This is a genomic window from Streptoverticillium olivoreticuli subsp. olivoreticuli, assembly GCF_003391135.1.
Lineage (GTDB): Bacteria > Actinomycetota > Actinomycetes > Streptomycetales > Streptomycetaceae > Streptomyces > Streptomyces blastmyceticus.
Map to the genome: position 1 here is coordinate 6,286,058 of NZ_CP031455.1, position 16,885 is coordinate 6,302,942.

Genomic DNA, 16,885 nt, shown 5'->3' on the forward strand with positions numbered 1-16,885 from the left:
CGGTGATCCGGCGGGTGGCGGGCCGCCCGGCGGCCCGCCTGGGGGTGCCCTGAGGGGCGTCTAGGGGTCAAGCACCCGGGCCCCTGGGGTGCGCAATCCAGCCCGTCCGGCGTTTGGGGACGCTCCCGCAGGGAGCTCCGCCGGAGGCGTCAGTGCCCCCCGGTTGCCCCCGCCGTCGCCGGCGGCAGCTCCTCCGCCACGCCCGGATCGCCCGCATCCGCCGTGTAATCCGACGGCTTCGTCTCGTCCACACCATCCCGCACGCCCGTCGCCTTGAACACAAGCGTGAGCACGACGGCCACGATCACATTGAGCGCGAACGCGGTGAGCCCGATGTACCCCTTCTCCCCGATGAACGGAATCAGGTTGGTATTCCCGAAATGATCCTGTGTGGCACTAGGCGTGTCGTACGCCCGCCATGTCCCGTACGTCATGCCCACCGCCCAGCCCGCCAGCAGCCCCCACCGATGGAACCAGCGGGTGAAGAGCCCGCCGACGAGCGCCGGCACGGTCTGCAGGATCCAGATGCCACCGAGCAGCTGGAAATTGATCGCGACCGTCTTGTCCATCGTCAGGACGAAGATCAGGGCGCCGACCTTCACCAGCAGCGAGGCGAGCTTGGAGACCTTGGCCTCGTGCTCGGGGGAGGCGTCCGGCTTGATGAAGTCCTTGTAGATGTTGCGCGTGAAGAGATTCGCCGCCGCGATCGACATGATGGCCGCCGGCACCAGCGCGCCGATGCCGATCGCCGCGAAGGCCACGCCCGTGAACCAGTCCGGGAACATGTCCTCGAAGAGCTGCGGAATGGCCAGCTGGCCATTCTTCACCTTGACGCCCGCGGCGATCGCCATGAAGCCGAGCATGGCCAGCAGGCCCAGCATCAGCGAGTAGAGCGGCAGGATCGTGGTGTTGCGGCGGATGACGTTGCGGCTCTTGCTGGAGAGGACCGCGGTCACCGAATGCGGATAGAGGAACAGCGCCATCGCCGAGCCGAGCGCGAGCGTCGCGTACGCCCATTGCGCGTCCGGACCGCTCACCAGGGAGCCGCGCGGTTTGCCCGTCGCCGGATTCTTCTGGGCGAAGGCGTCACCCGCCTTCGCGAAGATGTGCTCGAAACCCCCCAGCTTGATGGGGATGTAGATGATGGCCACGATGATCACTATGTAGATCAGCGCGTCCTTGACGAAGGCGATCAGCGCGGGGGCCCGCAGTCCGGCCGAATACGTATAGGCCGCGAGCACGCCGAACGCGATGAGCAGCGGCAGGTCCTTCATGAACCAGTTGGACCCGCCACCGACCCCCAGCACGTCCAGTACGGCCTGGATGCCGACGAGCTGGAGCGCGATGTACGGCATGGTCGCGAGAAGTCCGGTCAGCGCCAGGGCCAGTGAGAGCCCCTTCGAACCGAACCGCCCGCGGACGAAGTCCGAGGACGTCACATAGCCGTGCTTGTGCGCCACCGACCACAGGCGGGGCAGGAAGGTGAACACCAGCGGATAACAGAGGATCGTGTACGGCACCGCGAAGAATCCCGCCGCGCCGCCCGCGTAGATGGCCGCCGGCACGGCGACGAAGGTGTACGCGGTATAGAGGTCGCCGCCCAGCAGGAACCACGTTATCCAGGTGCCGAACGAACGGCCGCCCAGTCCCCACTCGTCGAGGTTGTCCGCGTTCTCCGCCCGCCGCCAGCGCGAGGCGACGAATCCCATGACCGTGACGACCAGGAAGAAGAAGATGAACACGGCGAGTGCCACGCCGTTCACGCCGTCCTTCATGCCCGCTCACCCGCTTCCGCCTTATGGGCCCGCTCGTGGCGGCGCACGATGACGTACGCGATGACGGTGAGCCCGGTGGATATCGGCACCCAGGCCATCTGGTACCAGTAGAAGAACGGAATGCCGATGAACGTGGGCGTGAGCCGGGCATAGGAGCCGACCCACAGCATCGCGACGAAGGGGATGGCGAGACACACCCCCGCCACGATCATCGGCACCGTGACGACTGCAGCCCTGCGGCCGCTCTCCGGTGGTTCCATCGGTGGTTCGGTCATGGTGGCGACTCCCCCTTTGGTGATCACTGCGTGATGCGCAGGAAATCTAGGTCAGGGTCCTGCTGGGCGTCACCCCCTGTCCGCATATCGGTATGACAACGTCATCCGGCGGGCCGTGCCTGTACGTACGCCTCCAGCGAGGCTCGAACGGCGCTCATGCCGCGCCGAGTTGCTGCCACCGCCCCGGAAGCGTCGCTTCCGGCCGTCTCCAAACGGCAGTCACGGCACTCGGTTTCATCGGCGACGGGCCGGATCACGCGGCCACAGCCACCGCCGCACGCGCGCAGGGGGTTGGGGCGCGGCGCGGGCTCGGGAGCCGGTTCCGGCATCTTCCGCGTGAGCCGGTCGCGAAGGATCCCGACGGGGGAGCGGACGGGCTCCGGCAGCCCGTCGGTGAGCGCCTCCCGCATCTCCGAGAGCGTGGCCCCGCGCGACAGCCACTCCCCGGCGAGCGGCGCGAGCTCTTTCAGATCCCGCCCGGAAATCCGCAACCGCCGCTCCGCGTGGCACACCGCGACGAGCGCCCGCGCCCCACGCTCGGCGAGCGGGTGGGAGGTGTTCTCCCCGGTGTTCTCTTCTTGGGAACGACCGACGACCGGGCGACTCGGCTCACCGACGGCCGGTCGCGCGTCACCCGGTGGCGTGATCCCGTCCCGCACAGCGAGCGCCTGCTCCTCCGACAACGGCACGTTGGACACCAACTGCCGCGTCCTCCACAGCCCTCCGGCCCCCTGCCCCCGCCACTCGTGGAAGTACCCCTCGGCGGCCAACTCCCGCTTGGCGCGGGTGAACGCGGTCTTCTTGATCCCGGCCTGCTCGGCGGTCTTCGACAGCCTCTGATCGACGCCGTCGGGGAGCGAGAGCTGCCAGGTGAGGAGACGGACGGCGTCGGAGGAGAGTCGGGGGTGGCGGATGATCTCGTTGGGGATCTGCGAGAAGAAGCGTGCGGGGGCGATAGCATGCTTGAGCATTTGCTGGGAGGGCCTTACTCCTGGTGGGTGTAGACCCCCTTCGCTGGTTGCACCCGGCGTGGGGGGTCGTTTTCGTGTGAGCGACGGTAGCCCAGCGCGGAGCAACTTCCCTGGCGCTTCAGGAAAGTTGATCCCTTCGAGTGGATGTGCGGCCCTTGTTCCGGGCCGTTGCCCATGCCTTACTCTGCCGTCATGATTCGTGCAGTGGTATTCGATGTCGGCGAGTGCCTTGTGGATGAGACTCGTGAGTACGGGACCTGGGCCGACTGGCTGGGTGTGCCAAGGCATACGTTCGCCGCGATGTTCGGCGCCGTCATTGCTCAGGGGCGCGACTATCGCGAGACGTTCCAGGAGTTCCGGCGGGGCTTCGACCTGTACGCGGAGCGTGAAAAGCGAGCAGCGGCGGGGCAGCCCGAGCACTTCGACGAGAAGGATCTCTACCCCGATGTACGGCCCGCTCTCGCCGAGCTCCGTGCCGACGGTCTGTGGCTGGCGATCGCGGGCAATCAGACCGTACGCGCCGGCGGGATACTGCGGGATCTCTTCACCGCGGATGTCGACCTTATCGGTACGTCGGACGACTGGGGTGCGTCCAAGCCCGATCCCGCCTTCTTCACGCGGGTGGCAGAGGTCGTGCCGTTTACGGCGGGCGAGATCTTGTACGTTGGCGACCGGATCGACAACGACATTCGTCCAGCCGTCGCCGCGGGCATGAAGACCGCCCTCATCCGGCGCGGGCCGTGGGGAACCATCCAGCGCAACGACCCTGAAGCGGATCGCCTGACCACCATGCGCCTCGACTCGCTCCTGGAACTTCCCGAAAAGGTCGCCAAATTCAACGCTGAAGAGCGCTGACCGTCGTTCCCCAGTCGTAAAGGCGGTCGTCCAGATCCCGCACGCAGCGTTCGTGCTGCCAGGGACCGAGCGCCCGCCGCACCTCCCGCACCCGATCCATACCGGTCGCGTACCACGTTGCGCCAAGCTGATCCAGGGCCCGCCCTGCGTATGCACAGGCTTTCTCGGGGTCGCTCGCCGCTGCCTCGACCGCTGCGAGATCGCCGAAGACGACGGTGCGTTGCTTGGCCGAGGCGGCGGGCAGCTGATCGAGCACATGCAGAAGGGTCTCCCGAGCCTGGGGCAGATGCCCCGCCTTCAGCTGGGTGTTGCCCTTGAACGCGGCGAGTCTTGTTTCATCGAACCAGTCGAGCCATTCCGGGGACCGGTGCTCGGATCCCGCTACCAGAATGTCCTCGCCGTGCCGGATCAGGTGGAGCGCTGTTCGCATATCACCGCACCTGGTCTCGCATTCTGCCTCGACGGCGTCCAGCCATGCCCAGAATTCCGCGGAGGCCGGGCCGCGGCGGGCGTAGGCACGGGCGGCGACCAGGCGCTCGACTGCTTCGTCCCTCCGCCCGGCCCATCCGGGAATGAACGCGGTGTGCGCAAGGACAGCACTGCCCAGCAGATGGTCGTCCGCCTCGCCCGCGGCCTGCAGGGCATGCAACAGCGTCTCGCTCGCCTGATCCGGTTGCCGTAAGTCGAAGAATTCGATGCGCCCCGCGAGCAGATAGCTCTCGGCCAGCGCCGCCGCGAGAACACGGTGGCAGCTGCCGTTTGTCTGCGGCAGCAGCGAACAGCCCAGGCGGGTGTGCCCGAGGACAGCGGGATGCAGGGTCGCGGGTGCCACGGACCAGTACAGACGGCGATGGGAAGTCGTCACGGTCTTGAAGTCGAATCCGACACTCGCAGGCTGAGGCTCGGCACAGGTCTGGGACGGCACTGCGGTCGGGCCGGCCGCGGCAACAGCCCCAACGCCGAGGCGATGAGAGAGATGGACCGGTCTCTGCGCGTCGCTCATTCCCCACGGGGGCGTGAATCCGAGCTCTTCGAGCGGTTGCCCCAGAAGATGAACGAGCACCCGGCCGATGTCGGGTTGCGGCCAGGGTGGCGTGGCAGACTCCCAGCGCCGGACTTGGCGTACGCCCGTACCCACCCCGCGCATCCCGAGCTTGGGCGCCGTGTCGGCGATGGCGTCCGCAAGGGCTTGTTGCGAGGAGTAACCAGCAGCCATTCGTGCTGATTTGAGGCGGATATTGCCGGATGGTCGCGACATGGCTCCCCTTCGGATGCTGCTCTCGGCCACAAGGTACGTCGTTTGCACCCGGACGTGCAGTCACCCATGTGGGTGCAACAAAGTCCTTTGGAAGTCCGCTTGACGGCCTCTGAGAGCCCTCGAATCGTGCGCACACGGCTAGGACGCTGTGCACACGTAAGACCCCAACTGCCCATGGGACTCCCATGGTTACTCATCGCCATGCAGTGCATGGGCGGCAAGCATCGGACCGGAAGAGGCGGAAGCATGAAGAGCGAAGCGCGAGCCAGGCTCGCCCGGATGGCGGCTCCCCGTGGCGCGAGCGGGGTGCTGGTGATCCGGCGCGACCTTGGGGAATCGGCTGATGGCCCGGACAGGTCCACCGGACCCCTGGCCCTCGCCCCGTGTCAGTGCGACCAGCACCGCGCAGGTGCGGGCGCGCCGGACTCCGCAGCATGGCCGGGCCTCGGGCGGGCCCAATGCTGATGCCGCGGCCGATCATCCCCCTGACCCGTACATCTGAAGTGTCTGATGAACGTCGGCCGGCCGACTCAACACCACCAGCCGAGACCACAGAGAGGCCGGAATGGAAACCTTCGAGCTCGCCCGCCTCGACGCCTACTTCGGACGCATCGCGTCGCGATTCGCGCCCGAGGAACGCCCGGTCTCGTTCCTGATCACGCACCTGCTGCCGGAGCGCCCGGCATTCGTGCGCGGAATCGCAGGGGTGACCGAGCTGCGTGCCGTGCTGCCCAAGCCGAAGTCCGTGCACGCCGAAGCGCTGCGCCAGGTCGAGAGCGACGGTCACGCGTGCGACAGGTTGTCGCGTGACATGTTCGCGGATCCTGATCGCGCCGTGCGGTACATCGAGGCGCGCGCCGCCGGACGTCCGGTCGTTCTTCTCGACGTAGGCGGGTACTTCGCCCCAGCCCTCAGCGCATTGTGCGACCGCTTCTCGGGGCGCTTGCTGGGGGTCGTCGAGGACACCGAGAACGGTCACCGCCGCTACGCCGACCTCGGCAAGCCGGCCTGCCCCGTCGTCTCCGTGGCACGCTCGCCGCTGAAGGACCCCGAGGACTTCCTCGTCGGGCAGTCGGTCGTCTTTTCCACCGAGGCGCTCATGCGCGGCCGGGGCGACATCCTGCACGGTCGCGCCGCGCTCGTGATCGGGTTCGGCAAGCTGGGCAGTTCCATTGCCCGTCTCCTGCATGCCAAGGGCGTACGGGTCACGGTGTACGACATCGACCCCGTACGCCGCACACAGGCACTCTCGCAGGGCTTCGCAGTGGCCCGCGATCGCGAGACAGGGCTCAAGGACGCCGGGCTCGTGCTGTGTGCGACGGGCTCACTCGCGCTGCGCGGTGAGGACTTCCCGCGGTTGCGCAACGGCGCGTACGTGGCCACCGTGACCAGCAGCGAGGACGAACTCGAGCTCGCCGGACTGCCGGACGTCTACGAACGAGCCCACGTCGGCGACCACATCACTCGGTACCTCACGACCGGCCACTACTTCTACCTGCTCAACGGTGGCAACGCTGTGAACTTCCTGCACGGGGCCAGCGTGGGGCCGTTCATCTTCCTCGTGCAAGCCGAGATACTCGCCGCCTCCGCTGCGCTCGCTCGCGGGGACCTGGACACCGGCCTGCACGAGATCAGCGCCGCCGACCGCGCTGTCATCGCGGCGACATGGCTCGACTACTTCAACCGATAGGAGCAGGCGTGCCCATCGCGCCCCACCACATCCGCGACACCATCGACGACTACCTCGACGCACACCCCGAGGAGAAGACGCGGCTCGCGCCCGCCCTCGATCTCCTCGACGCCGAGGCCGATCTCACCTCGCGGAAGGAATTCCGGGGCCACGCCACGGCCGGGGCGATCCTCACCGACCCGGCCGGCCGCGTACTCCACATCCGGCACCTCGCGCTCGACCGCTGGCTCCTCCCCGGCGGCCACATCGAGCCCGAGGACGCCCGACTCGTCGACGCGGCGCAGCGGGAACTGACCGAGGAGACAGGCATTCCGGCCTCGGCCGTCGTCCCCGCCGGGCTGTGCCCCGTACACATCGACGCGCACCCCATCCCGGCCAACGACGCCAAGGGCGAGCCCGAACACCAACACTTCGACTTCCGGTTCCTCTTCCGCACGTCGGCCGACATCGGCGAGATCCAGGCGGAGGAGGTCACTGCCGCAGCTTGGCGCAGTGCCGAGAACATCGAGGACGAGACCTTGCGCCGCCGCATCGTGCGGGCCTTGCGGTGACTGGCACCCTAGCCCCGGCCGACCCGTCGCCGGACGCCGTAACCGCGCACGTCAGGACAGCGAGGTGACCGCTCGGCCGAAGTGAGGGGTGAAGAACCGGACCGTGCTGTCGGACAGGACATCGGGCCAGTGCTGACTGAAGACCGCGGCGGTGATCCTGGGGTCGATCGCCGTCAGCGGTATTCCGATCGCGGTGTCGTGCGCTGTACGCGGCTGGTCGCCGTGACCGGGCGCGTCGATGACGGCGACATGGAATCCGCAGCTGGTCACGAGACGCTGTGCCCGGCCCACCATCGCCGGATGCTGGGGCGCATGGGCAGGTGGTCGATCTCTTCAGCTGTGAGAACTTCTGGAACGCTGCTCGTTGAACACGCGCAGCGCCTCACTGTCTCGTTCTTCGAGGTCGTAGTAGTGCGTGTCGGAGTGCACTACCTCGCTATAACCCCATCGCCCCCCGCAGATCAGTTCACCGGACTCAGGAGGAGGCGTACCGGCTTCGCCAGCGGCAAATTCCCAGTGACCAGGAAGGCTCGAATCTTCCACTTCGAACAGCTGGAGCGGCAGCCAGGCGGGCTGATCGTAGTCGTCAGCTACGAGCACGGTCAGGGAACTGTTGAGCAAGGCCATCGCGAAGACTTCGTAAGAGCTGCCGATGGACAAGTCGTAGCGTGTCTCCGGAGTGTAGAAGAGGCCTTGGTGATACGGCCCGATATCTGATCCTTTATTAGCGACACACCTGACGATCACGAGCTCTCCTACTTGAATTTGCAGTCATCGACTTCACCGGTGACCTTATTACGTACGTGGTGAACCTCAACGCCGTTCACTCGCGCTCACTACTCCCCAGTCGCACCCGTCGCCTCCGAGCAACCGCTTCGTGATCTGGGCTGCGTGCGGGAGAACAGTCGGTCGTAGCGGAGGCTATGCGGTGGCCCCGTCCGTGCCCCCAATCCGAGGAGCGTGGGCGGGGCTTCGCGCTTGTTGGGCGCCGTCGGCCCGGGACCGTGTTCGTGTAAGTCGAGTTACTCGCCGCTACGTGTTCTGAATTCCGTGCTCGGGAGATTTCATGACGCCGTTTGAAGCCAGCTGCCGTCCTGGAACTCTGCGGGCACATCGTCCTTCCACGGATCGATGCCACGAGCCTCAAGTTCGTCGAACCACCGGTCCCGCTGAGATTCGGGCAGACGCTGACCGCACCACGGACAGAAGAGCATGCCGATGCGCGAGGTACCGCCGTCGTGGACGATCAGTCCGTACTCCCGGAACTTCGCACTGAAGTCAACGAGCGCGTCCGGGCAGGCGAACGGGTCGGCGTGGGTATCGCAGTGCCAGTCCACGTGGCGTGTCATCTCTTCACAACAGTGCTCAGTCATCCGCTCATTCTCCTAGCCAAGGCAGATGGCCTCTTCCGGCATCGGCAGATCGGCAAGACGTGCGCCTCATCATCGGAGGACGACTGTGACGCCGTAGCGTTCAAGGCGCTGCACTGTCTCCTCGAAGTAGTTGAGGTGCCCCTCGAGGTCGTATACGACCCCGGCCAGCGAGCGGCGTGCGATCTCCGCGTCGTGCCAGATCAGTGTGAAGGGCACTGCCACACCGAATCCACCCCCGAGACAGTCGTTGAACGCCTGCCATCCTGAGCCGAAGTACCCGCCAGGTCCAGCAAGCGCCTCGCCCATTGCGCAGTGCATGCTGGAGACGTCCGTGACGAATCTGCCGTCGAGGTGATACGTGGCGCCGGACTGGTCGGCACCCCTGTTGGTCCTGTTGTGGAATGCGAGCATGAGCCACTCATTCCTGCCCTCCGGGCTGTATTGAGCCCATTGGTTCAACGTGCTGGGGATCCCCTCATACCACGCTGCCCACACCGGTCGGGCAAGCAGTGGCGGCGGGCTGTAGGGACCGTCGGCAAATGTGATGTCGATCAGGCCGCCGCCGAGAACAGAGGGGCCCGATTCCACGATGTTCAGATCAAGGCTCCTACGCGCCATCGGGCGGCCCGTACGGTCCAACGCCCATAGCTCGGCCCACCCTCCTCGCCGGGACTCCTGAAGCGTGGCGAGCAGTGGCTCCGCCGGCTGGCACCCGATGAGTGTCATCGGGACCTCGGCCGGGCCCGACCGCGCGATGCGGAGGCCGTCGACCGCCTCGCAGGATTCGATGAGGGATTCATCTCCCTTGAACAGCTCGAACCGCGGTGACGCGGGCAGCTCGACGAGGCCCCAATCGGGCTCTTCCACCTCTGCCTCGACAACGATATCGAGCAGTGAAGGATTGCCGTCGTTCACCTGATGGGCCAGGACGACGGCATTGGACAGCTCCCACCATTCGACCGGGCGCTCGTCGTTTGAGACCTCGATGCACAGGTCGCCCAGTCGGCCATTCGTCGGGCCGGGCTGATCGATAATGGTACGTAGCCGGCCTTGTGGAGTACATCCGAGGAAGGTCAAACGTTCTCTCGGTGCTGGCTCCGGGGCTACGAACAGCCCATCGACATCAGCGCACCGTGTCAGCAACTGCTCGGCGCCGTCATTGTTCTCGGCCACCAGAAGGAACTTCGGAACACTCCCTCGGTGCGTCAGCTCATCAAGGGCAGCCTTGGCGGCTGCCACTACTTTCTCCCACAAGGGTGATGCCAGGAAAGCATCATCGGGGCTTTCAGCGCCAACGGCATCGAGAACTTCGCCGAGGCAGCCTGCAAGCTCGGCCATCGCCCCAGCCTCCTCGTCGGATGCCAGGGTGAACCCAATGGTCGCGTAGGGGGCATCGAGAACCGTGGCATCGTCCAGGATGTTCACGTTGAGGGTGAAGTCGTCGAAGTACCCTGGGCTTGGGTACTGTCGATCAACCCAAACCCTCTTCTGATACTCAGGATCTGAGAGCGCCCGTACCGCGGTAATTACTTCTGCCCTCATCTCGGGGAGTTGAATTGATCGAGGCTTGAGGTTCATGGCTGGTTCTGCGTTTCCATTTGCAGGACGTGCGCGTCCTGAGGGCTTTGTTTGATCGAGCTGTCGGTGGGTGCCCCCATCTCTCCTGACAAGCAGTGCTCACCTGGCCAGGGCTCCGCCATCAGGATCACTTGATCGGTCTCAACGTCGAACCCGAGTGCCGGACGACTGTGGTTGCTGCCCTCGGAATCCATCAGCACCGGCTTACCCAGCCGCCGACCGATCGCCGTGAGGAAGCCGTAGAACACGTCGAGTCGTTCTTGGCCCTGGAGCTCCCGCAGGTCGACATCGAAGTCGATCTGCTTGGCCGAATAGAAGCGGAAGATCGCCAGCACATCAGCAGTCGGCCAGACCCGCAGCTGCGGGCACTCGGCGTCAGCCGGGCGGGACAGCGGCGCCTCCGCCCGAGGCACCGGAAGCATCGTCTCGCCTTCGGAGTATTGGTATTTCCAGCCGCTCGCGCCGACGAGGTCGAGAACCGCCTGCCAGTCCTGCACCGAAGTCTCGGGAACAATCACGTCCGGCAGCGACCCCATCAGGCGGGGGTCGAAGAAGCATTTGACGTCGTCCCACAATAGATCAGCCACCCCGCCATCCTGCCCGCCGCACTCTCTCGACGCATACCCGATTTCCTTGCCCAACCCATAGGGGTCCCTGCGGCAGCGGCTACCGGGCGGCGGTGGTCGGCTCAGGGGTAACGGATACCTCTTGCATGGCGGTCAGCTTCCGTACGAAGAGAATGGCGAAGACGGCCGCAGCAATGGACAGCAGGTCGGAAATCATCACGACGGTCGCAGCCTGCCGCAGGGCGTGCGCGGAATCCGCGTGGTTGTAGAAGGTCGAGCCGATCCTGTCGACCGCCAGGGCTCCGATCCACAGGAACCACCACGCCTTCACCGGCGCATAGGACACCTTGCGCCAAGAGCCGTCGGATGTGGACTGGGCGCTGACCTCCCACACCTGGCGGGCCACGCGGTACGGCAGCCACAGGTTGGCGACCGGCACGAACCAGGCGCCGATGGCCCAGCCGCGGCCCATCGTGCAGATGTTCTGGGCGAAGTATTCGGCGTTGACCCGGGCGCGATGGAACCAGACGATGAAGACGACGGCCGTGGCGAGCATGCTCACCGCCTGCCAGAGGCCGGCCGCCGCGTACAAAACGTCAGCACGGGACAGGTCTTCGTCACTGGTGGACAGCACGTCACCCATCAACGAGTAGACGTTGTAATCGGCGTAGACCGCGAAGAGGTCGGCGACCGCGGTCAATGCGAGCAGCACGGTAACGGCTGTCGCCCAGCCACGCGATGGCTGACGGGCAGGTCTGCCGACCGATACCGGGACAGCGTTGAAGGACATGGTTCGGAACCCCCCACGGGAACAAAAAAGCGCACTCGCTCAGGCGGGCGCAGAAAGGAACATACGCCACTTTAGATGTCATGCCCAACGAAAATCGTGCGAAGCTGGAGGCCGGATGACCTGGCGGGTAATCGACGCCCGCCCGCAGGCAGCGCTGGGGATCAGCTCAAGCAGCGGTGTGCCCGCGGGTGGCTTGATCAGGCTGCGGCAACATGGACCAGCCGTACGCGCACGTAGAGATCACGTGCAGCGTGGTTCCTGAAGCAGGGGCGAATGCGTGGGCGCATCGCGTGGATGTGTTCGTCGGCGCGGCCGGACTGGACGCTCGGGTGGTCGTCGAGGGCAAGCTCCCATGTCCGAATCCGGAGCGGTCTCACCACTGCCGCCGTCAAACGGCACGAGGCCCTCCTGAGACTTCAGGAGGGCCTCGTTTCAAGGCTGCCGAGATGTCACTGACGTCGTGCAGTTGGCCTTGCCTACCCTGTCGATGATGCTTCGAAGGTCGGCAGAATTTGGGCCACTCGTGACGCGGTTTTGACACATCGGCTCTTCCGCGACAGCTTGGGCGGTACGCTTATTTCTATCGCTTAATCGCTGGAGGTAAACCCGATGGGTCCTCTGAAATTTCAGCCCGTCCTCATTATTTCGCCCCGAGTCGGTTAGTGCTGAGGAAGGCGACTCCGCTACTCACTCGGGCGCCCCGCCTGCAGGAACTGTCGATAAACGAGATCTAGCAGTGCTGCGTATGCGTGCTGCGAGCGGGCGACGGTTTGGTCGTCACCCGATGCTATGTCACCGAGTCGATCCATTCGCCGCATCAGCGCTTGAAGCATTGCGAGGACATCAACGGGTGCTGGCTTGAAGATCCCGCGTTCCACATATCGGATCACCGTCGTCACATATTCGTCGGCTTCCGCCAGATCGCTGCGCGTCAGAATCAGATCCTTGCTCGACCCGCTCCGGGGGAACGGCAGATTGCGCCATAGGGTGTAGGCGTCAATGAAGCTGAGCATCGTGTTTTCCTCTATTTCTAATGAGCCTCGTCGTACCAGAAGGAAACGACTCGTCCGTCCGGCCCGATGATCCCGCCCTTGCCTCCGTTGGGATCCGAGTACTTCACACCCCACTTGCCGTCATCGAATGGCATCCTCTTTGCGTTATACCCCTTCTTTCCTCCTGGCTCAGCCAGCCGCTTTACCCAGTCGCTCGAATCTTGCAAGTACTTCTCACGCGTGACATTCAATGGCTCGCCGTGCTTTCCCCAGTGATATTGGAAGCTGCCCCCGGGATTTTCGAAAGTGCCCTCGTGCCAGACAGCGTCAACACCAGTTGGGCACGGCCCCGAATTGTGTACCAATACTGGCGTCTGTCCCGCCAGCACATAGTACGTGTGAAGCCCTTCGACCGTGAGGTTATAGGTGCGTACCTGCTGCTCGTAGGCCTGATTTCCCTCGACGCGGATGATGGCGCCATCGGTGCTCAGAAGATCAGAGCCTGCCCTGAGGTCGCCTGCTTCGACCCAGCGATGCTTGGAGGGGCTCCAGAAGGGGTGCTCATGGGTGGCCGTGATCTTCTTGGGGCCGTCGGGGGTAGTGATCATCAGGTCGTTGAAGCGCTTGTCGTCGTCGGTGACGATCAGGCGAGTCACCGCGCGGGCTTCTGTTCGGCCTGTGACTGGGTCGGTCGCGAGAACCCGGTCACCCTCGTTGATGTTTTCGATATTCCGCGTGGAGCGGTCGGCCATCAGAACCTGGGTGCCGGCGATGAAACACTTGCACCCCTTCAGGATCCGTACGCGCTCCGCGATCTCCGCTATCTTCGCGAACTTGCCGCTGGCCTTGGCAAGCTTCCCGAACCACCCCGCGACGGGGATCAGCGTGAGGGCAGTCCAGCCGCACTGCGCATTCCACCCCAGGTCGTTTTTGCAGTCAATTGCATCATTGAAGCCGAAAATTTCCCTCCCGAGGAGGACAGCATCATCGCATGGGAGGTTGTACCAAGGGGCGTCCATGCACTCTCGGATGCTGCGCTCGAGAGCGCTCTCGCGGCCGTCACTGGAAGCCTGTTCTTCGATCTCGGCATCACGACGTTTCGCGGCTGCTTCGCGTTCTTCTTTCTCCTCTTTCTCCTCTTGCGCGTTGAGTTCCTTTTGGCGCTCCTTCATCCAGAGCGCCATGGAGTCCGCCTTGACCTGCGCATACGCGATCGAGGCCGCGTCGGCGTCCTTGCCTGCTTTCTCGGCATCGGCTCGCGCTTCTGCCGCTGCGAGATAAGCATCGTCAGCGGATGCGCGTGCTGAAGCAGCCGACTCCCCGGCCTGAGCCGCGTAAGCTTCGGCAGCGTCGGCATCCGCTGCGGCGGATTTCGCCGCCTTGTCCGCAGCCTGTGCCGATTTGGCTGCATCCGCTGCCGATGCCTGGGCCTGCTTGGCGTAGTCGGCTGCCTGGGCGGCGAATTGTTTGGCCTGGCCCGCCTGTTCCTTGGCCTGTTTTGCGTAGTCGGCTGCCTGGGCCGCGGCCTTGTCGGCTACGGCGGAAGCTGCGGCTGCCTGGGCCGCGTTCTGCTGTGCGGTCGCGGCCACAGCGGACGCGTTGGCGATGAGCTGTTTGATGCCTGCGACGTGGGTTGCGGTCAGGTGATCGAGGCGGGCGGTGCTGTACTGGCCGACCCGGATGAAGTCGTGCAGGAGCTGCGGAGGGCTTTCCAGAGCAACCTGGGCGGCTGCCTTGGTTTCGGGGCCGCCGCTGTCGATGAGCTGGGCGGCGCGGACACGCTCGTCGGCTTCCCGGGCGGTGTACTGCACCGTGGTGAGGAAGTCGCGGAGCTTGGCCGGGTCCTTGTCGAGCATCGCCTTGTTCGCCGCGCTCCGCACTTCGGTGCCGGCGCCGTCGGCGATCTGAGAGACGCGGATGCGGTAGTCATTGAGCGCGACGTCATGCTGGCCAGTGCGCAGGAACTCGGAGATCTGCTTGGCGTCGCCCTTGAGCGCCTTGTTCGCCGCGCCGCGGACGGTATCTATGCGGCTTTCGACCGCGAGGCGCTGGACGCTGGCGCGTTCGTCCTCCCGGATAGCCTCCTGCCGACCTGTCCGCAGATAGGTGCGGATGTCGTCGTCAGTACCGGCGAGCGCGGTCTTCGCGGCGGCCTGACTCCAGGGGGCGCCGGTCTTCATGACCTGGACCGCGAACGTGCGTCCCTTGACAGCCAGGGCCTTGGTGTCGGTACCCGGCTTGGCTGCCTCGTCCGCCAGGCTTGCGGCCAGAGCGTCGAGGTCCTTGCGAGCCTTGTCCTGGCGTGCGGCATCGGCCTTACGCCGGTCATCCGCCTTCTTCAGGACCTTGGCCTGTTCCAGTCTGGCGGCTGTCCTGGACTTGAGCTCCTCCTCCTCGATCTTGGCCGCGATCTTGTGGACCTTGATGGCCGTGTCGACCGCGCCCTTCGCCGTGTCGGCCGCTTCCTTGGCGGCCGTGGCGTGCTTCTTCGACTCAGCGGCAGCAGTAGCTGCTTCCCCGGCATGCTTGGCGGCTTCCTCCGCCGCCTTGGCCGCGTTCGCGGCGTGCACGGCGGCGGAACCGGCCGCCTGTGCTGCGTCGTCCGCCGCGTCCGCGGCCTCGTAGGCCAGTGCCCGGGACCTGCCGGCGGCACGTCCGGCCTCGCGGGCCTGACTGCGGGCCGTTGCCGCCCACTCCCTGGCCTCCGACGCGTCCGCCCCTGCCGCGTCGGCGAAGGCTCCGGATTCGTCGGCCGCGTCAGCTGCCGCATTGGCGTTGCCGACCGCGTTGGCAGCAGCCTCCGCCGCATCACCCGCAGCCTTCGCAGCGATCTTCACCTGACCGGCGATCTGCTTCGCTTCCGTGGCTGCATCGGCAGCGTCGCGGGCGTCCTCGGCGGCCTGGCGTGCGTCCGACGCACGCCCGGCGTCCGACGCCGCATCCGCCGCGGCGTTGCGAGCACGTGATGCCGCTTCGGCTGCACCTGCCGCCGCCGCCGCGGCGTTCGCTGCGGCATTGGCTGCCATGCGGGCCGCGTAATTGGCCGCCTGTGCAGCGCCGATGGCTTCCTGTGCGGCTTCCGCGGCACCCTTCGCCGCCCTCGCGGCGCGCCCTGCGGCCTCGGCCGCGCGGCTGACGTCCTTCGCGGCTGCCTTGGTCTCGTCGCGGGCCTTCTCGGCGGCCTTCTTCGCCAGCTCGGCGGCCTTCACAGCGCGGTCCGATGCCTTCTTCGCGGCGTCGGTCTCGCGCTTGGCCACCTTGCCCGCGTCTTCCGCCAGTTTGGCCAACTGGGCGACGGTCAGGCGCTCCTGGTCGCGATTGCGGGCGATGTACTGGCCTACGTTCAGGAACTCGCGGACGTCCTGGATGGAGCCCTTGAAGACGACATTGCCGGCTTCCTTGGTGGCCGGGCCGCCGATGCTGATGATCTGGGCGAGCCGGAGCCGGTCGTCGGCTTCCTGGGCCGTGTACTGGGTGTCGTTCAGGAACTTGCGTACGTCGTCGATCGAGCCGTTGAGGGCTTTCTGCCCGGCTTCCTTGATGGTCGGCCCGGCGTCGTCGATGATCTGCGCGACCTGGATCCGCTGGTCCTGCTCCAGGGGAGCCTTCCAGCCGTACCTCAGGAATTTGAGCAGGTCCTCGTCGGAACCCAGAAGGGCCTTGCTTGCGGCCTCGCGGATGCCCGGCCCGCCGATGGAGTAGATCTGGGACGCGTTGATGCGGTCGTCATTGAGCCCCGCAAGTTCCTCGTCATGGTCGAGGAACTTGCGTATGTCCGCGTCGGTGCCTACGAGCGCTGCCTCCGCGGCGGCCTTGACCTGGGGCCCACCGCGCACCCAAAGGTCCACGACGCGAGCCCGGTCGGACATCGGCAGACCGTCAACCGGAGCAGAGCCATCCGGTTTGTCCGCCGCGGACGCGGGGCTGTTCGCGGCCAGCAGCCCTGCGAGGAGGGCCAAGGGGAGCAGGGCCAGGCACAGCGCGCGTATGACGAATGCCCACCCTCCCTCGGCTCTTGTGAAGTAAATGCTGTCTCTCACCGATCAGATTCCCTTTGCAGGTTTCCGGTTGCCGTTATTCGGCTCGCGGGAGCATAGCCGCATCCTTGAGCGGAATACGAGGTCACCTTGACTCAAATCTAGCTTGGCAAAGGGCGAGTTGACCCACAGGCCTGCATGAGAGGAGAAGGTAGTGTCATGCTCTTGACAATT

The 16,885-nt window shown here is 65.6% G+C and carries 14 protein-coding genes and 1 pseudogene; 3 read left to right on the forward strand and 12 right to left on the reverse strand.

The window, feature by feature from the left end:
• Positions 1–149: 149 nt before the first annotated feature.
• The 3 genes from mctP to DXZ73_RS28020 form a co-directional block, all read right to left on the reverse strand.
• Positions 150–1,775: a monocarboxylate uptake permease MctP gene (gene mctP / locus DXZ73_RS28010; RefSeq protein WP_116213806.1), complete on the reverse strand. Its 1,626-nt coding sequence runs from the start codon at positions 1,773–1,775 to the stop codon at positions 150–152.
• On the reverse strand, positions 1,772–2,050 hold the full coding sequence (locus DXZ73_RS28015; protein ID WP_116213807.1) for a DUF3311 domain-containing protein: 279 nt from the start codon (positions 2,048–2,050) through the stop codon (positions 1,772–1,774). The genes mctP and DXZ73_RS28015 overlap by 4 nt, the downstream gene beginning before the upstream one ends.
• 101 nt (positions 2,051–2,151) lie before the next feature.
• On the reverse strand, positions 2,152–3,021 hold the full coding sequence (locus DXZ73_RS28020) for a hypothetical protein (protein ID WP_205519245.1): 870 nt from the start codon (positions 3,019–3,021) through the stop codon (positions 2,152–2,154).
• Positions 3,022–3,213: 192 nt separating this feature from the next.
• Here DXZ73_RS28020 and DXZ73_RS28025 point away from each other — a divergent pair, with 192 nt between their 5' ends.
• Positions 3,214–3,876, forward strand: coding sequence for an HAD family hydrolase (locus DXZ73_RS28025; RefSeq protein WP_116215907.1), 663 nt, complete (start codon positions 3,214–3,216; stop codon positions 3,874–3,876).
• On the opposite strand, the gene DXZ73_RS28030 is transcribed toward DXZ73_RS28025, so the two are convergent.
• The gene (locus DXZ73_RS28030) at positions 3,857–5,134 is read right to left on the reverse strand and encodes a transcriptional regulator (protein ID WP_116215908.1); all 1,278 of its coding nucleotides are present in this window, start codon (positions 5,132–5,134) and stop codon (positions 3,857–3,859) included. The two genes, DXZ73_RS28025 and DXZ73_RS28030, sit on opposite strands and share 20 nt — an antisense overlap.
• Before the next feature lie 565 nt (positions 5,135–5,699).
• On the opposite strand from DXZ73_RS28030, the gene DXZ73_RS28035 reads away from it, so the two are divergent.
• Together DXZ73_RS28035 and DXZ73_RS28040 are read left to right on the forward strand one after the other, a co-directional pair.
• Entirely contained in the window at positions 5,700–6,824 is a 1,125-nt protein-coding gene (locus DXZ73_RS28035) for an adenosylhomocysteinase (RefSeq protein WP_116213808.1), read from the forward strand.
• Positions 6,825–6,832: 8 nt separating this feature from the next.
• Entirely contained in the window at positions 6,833–7,375 is a 543-nt protein-coding gene (locus DXZ73_RS28040) for an NUDIX hydrolase (protein WP_116213809.1), read from the forward strand.
• Positions 7,376–7,426: 51 nt separating this feature from the next.
• Here the strand turns inward: DXZ73_RS28040 and DXZ73_RS28045 are convergent, their stop codons facing one another.
• From DXZ73_RS28045 to DXZ73_RS28075, 8 genes and pseudogenes are all read right to left on the reverse strand, one after another.
• On the reverse strand, positions 7,427–7,669 hold the full coding sequence (locus DXZ73_RS28045; RefSeq protein ID WP_338059142.1) for a hypothetical protein: 243 nt from the start codon (positions 7,667–7,669) through the stop codon (positions 7,427–7,429).
• A 39-nt stretch (positions 7,670–7,708) separates the two neighbouring features.
• The gene (locus DXZ73_RS38395; RefSeq protein WP_162890357.1) at positions 7,709–8,035 is read right to left on the reverse strand and encodes a hypothetical protein; all 327 of its coding nucleotides are present in this window, start codon (positions 8,033–8,035) and stop codon (positions 7,709–7,711) included.
• A 404-nt stretch (positions 8,036–8,439) separates the two neighbouring features.
• Positions 8,440–8,748, reverse strand: coding sequence for a DUF6980 family protein (locus tag DXZ73_RS28050; RefSeq protein ID WP_116213810.1), 309 nt, complete (start codon positions 8,746–8,748; stop codon positions 8,440–8,442).
• Between the two features lie 69 nt (positions 8,749–8,817).
• Positions 8,818–10,326: an SCO4402 family protein gene (locus DXZ73_RS28055; protein WP_240351514.1), complete on the reverse strand. Its 1,509-nt coding sequence runs from the start codon at positions 10,324–10,326 to the stop codon at positions 8,818–8,820.
• A gap of 110 nt (positions 10,327–10,436) precedes the next feature.
• A pseudogene (locus tag DXZ73_RS28060) lies at positions 10,437–10,913 on the reverse strand (hypothetical protein); the annotation flags it as partial.
• Between the two features lie 79 nt (positions 10,914–10,992).
• Complete coding sequence (locus DXZ73_RS28065) at positions 10,993–11,682, reverse strand: DUF4328 domain-containing protein (RefSeq protein WP_116213811.1); 690 nt, start codon at positions 11,680–11,682, stop codon at positions 10,993–10,995.
• Between the two features lie 683 nt (positions 11,683–12,365).
• Complete coding sequence (locus tag DXZ73_RS28070) at positions 12,366–12,695, reverse strand: hypothetical protein (protein WP_116213812.1); 330 nt, start codon at positions 12,693–12,695, stop codon at positions 12,366–12,368.
• A 17-nt stretch (positions 12,696–12,712) separates the two neighbouring features.
• Positions 12,713–16,714 (reverse strand): polymorphic toxin-type HINT domain-containing protein, encoded by a 4,002-nt coding sequence (locus DXZ73_RS28075; RefSeq protein WP_162890358.1) that lies wholly within the window; start codon positions 16,712–16,714, stop codon positions 12,713–12,715.
• Positions 16,715–16,885 lie beyond the last annotated feature (171 nt).

Excerpts from the sequence above, each read along its gene's own strand:
- DXZ73_RS28035 (WP_116213808.1), top strand. The coding sequence starts at position 5,700 with ATGGAAACCTTCGAGCTCGCCCGCCTCGACGCCTACTTCGGACGCATC.
- DXZ73_RS28025 (WP_116215907.1), top strand. The coding sequence starts at position 3,214 with ATGATTCGTGCAGTGGTATTCGATGTCGGCGAGTGCCTTGTGGATGAG.
- DXZ73_RS28020 (WP_205519245.1), bottom strand. The coding sequence starts at position 3,021 with ATGCTCAAGCATGCTATCGCCCCCGCACGCTTCTTCTCGCAGATCCCC.
- DXZ73_RS28030 (WP_116215908.1), bottom strand. The coding sequence starts at position 5,134 with ATGTCGCGACCATCCGGCAATATCCGCCTCAAATCAGCACGAATGGCT.
- DXZ73_RS28055 (WP_240351514.1), bottom strand. The coding sequence starts at position 10,326 with ATGAACCTCAAGCCTCGATCAATTCAACTCCCCGAGATGAGGGCAGAA.
- DXZ73_RS28050 (WP_116213810.1), bottom strand. The coding sequence starts at position 8,748 with ATGACTGAGCACTGTTGTGAAGAGATGACACGCCACGTGGACTGGCAC.
- DXZ73_RS28015 (WP_116213807.1), bottom strand. The coding sequence starts at position 2,050 with ATGACCGAACCACCGATGGAACCACCGGAGAGCGGCCGCAGGGCTGCA.
- DXZ73_RS28070 (WP_116213812.1), bottom strand. The coding sequence starts at position 12,695 with ATGCTCAGCTTCATTGACGCCTACACCCTATGGCGCAATCTGCCGTTC.
- DXZ73_RS28045 (WP_338059142.1), bottom strand. The coding sequence starts at position 7,669 with ATGGTGGGCCGGGCACAGCGTCTCGTGACCAGCTGCGGATTCCATGTC.
- mctP (WP_116213806.1), bottom strand. The coding sequence starts at position 1,775 with ATGAAGGACGGCGTGAACGGCGTGGCACTCGCCGTGTTCATCTTCTTC.
- DXZ73_RS28065 (WP_116213811.1), bottom strand. The coding sequence starts at position 11,682 with ATGTCCTTCAACGCTGTCCCGGTATCGGTCGGCAGACCTGCCCGTCAG.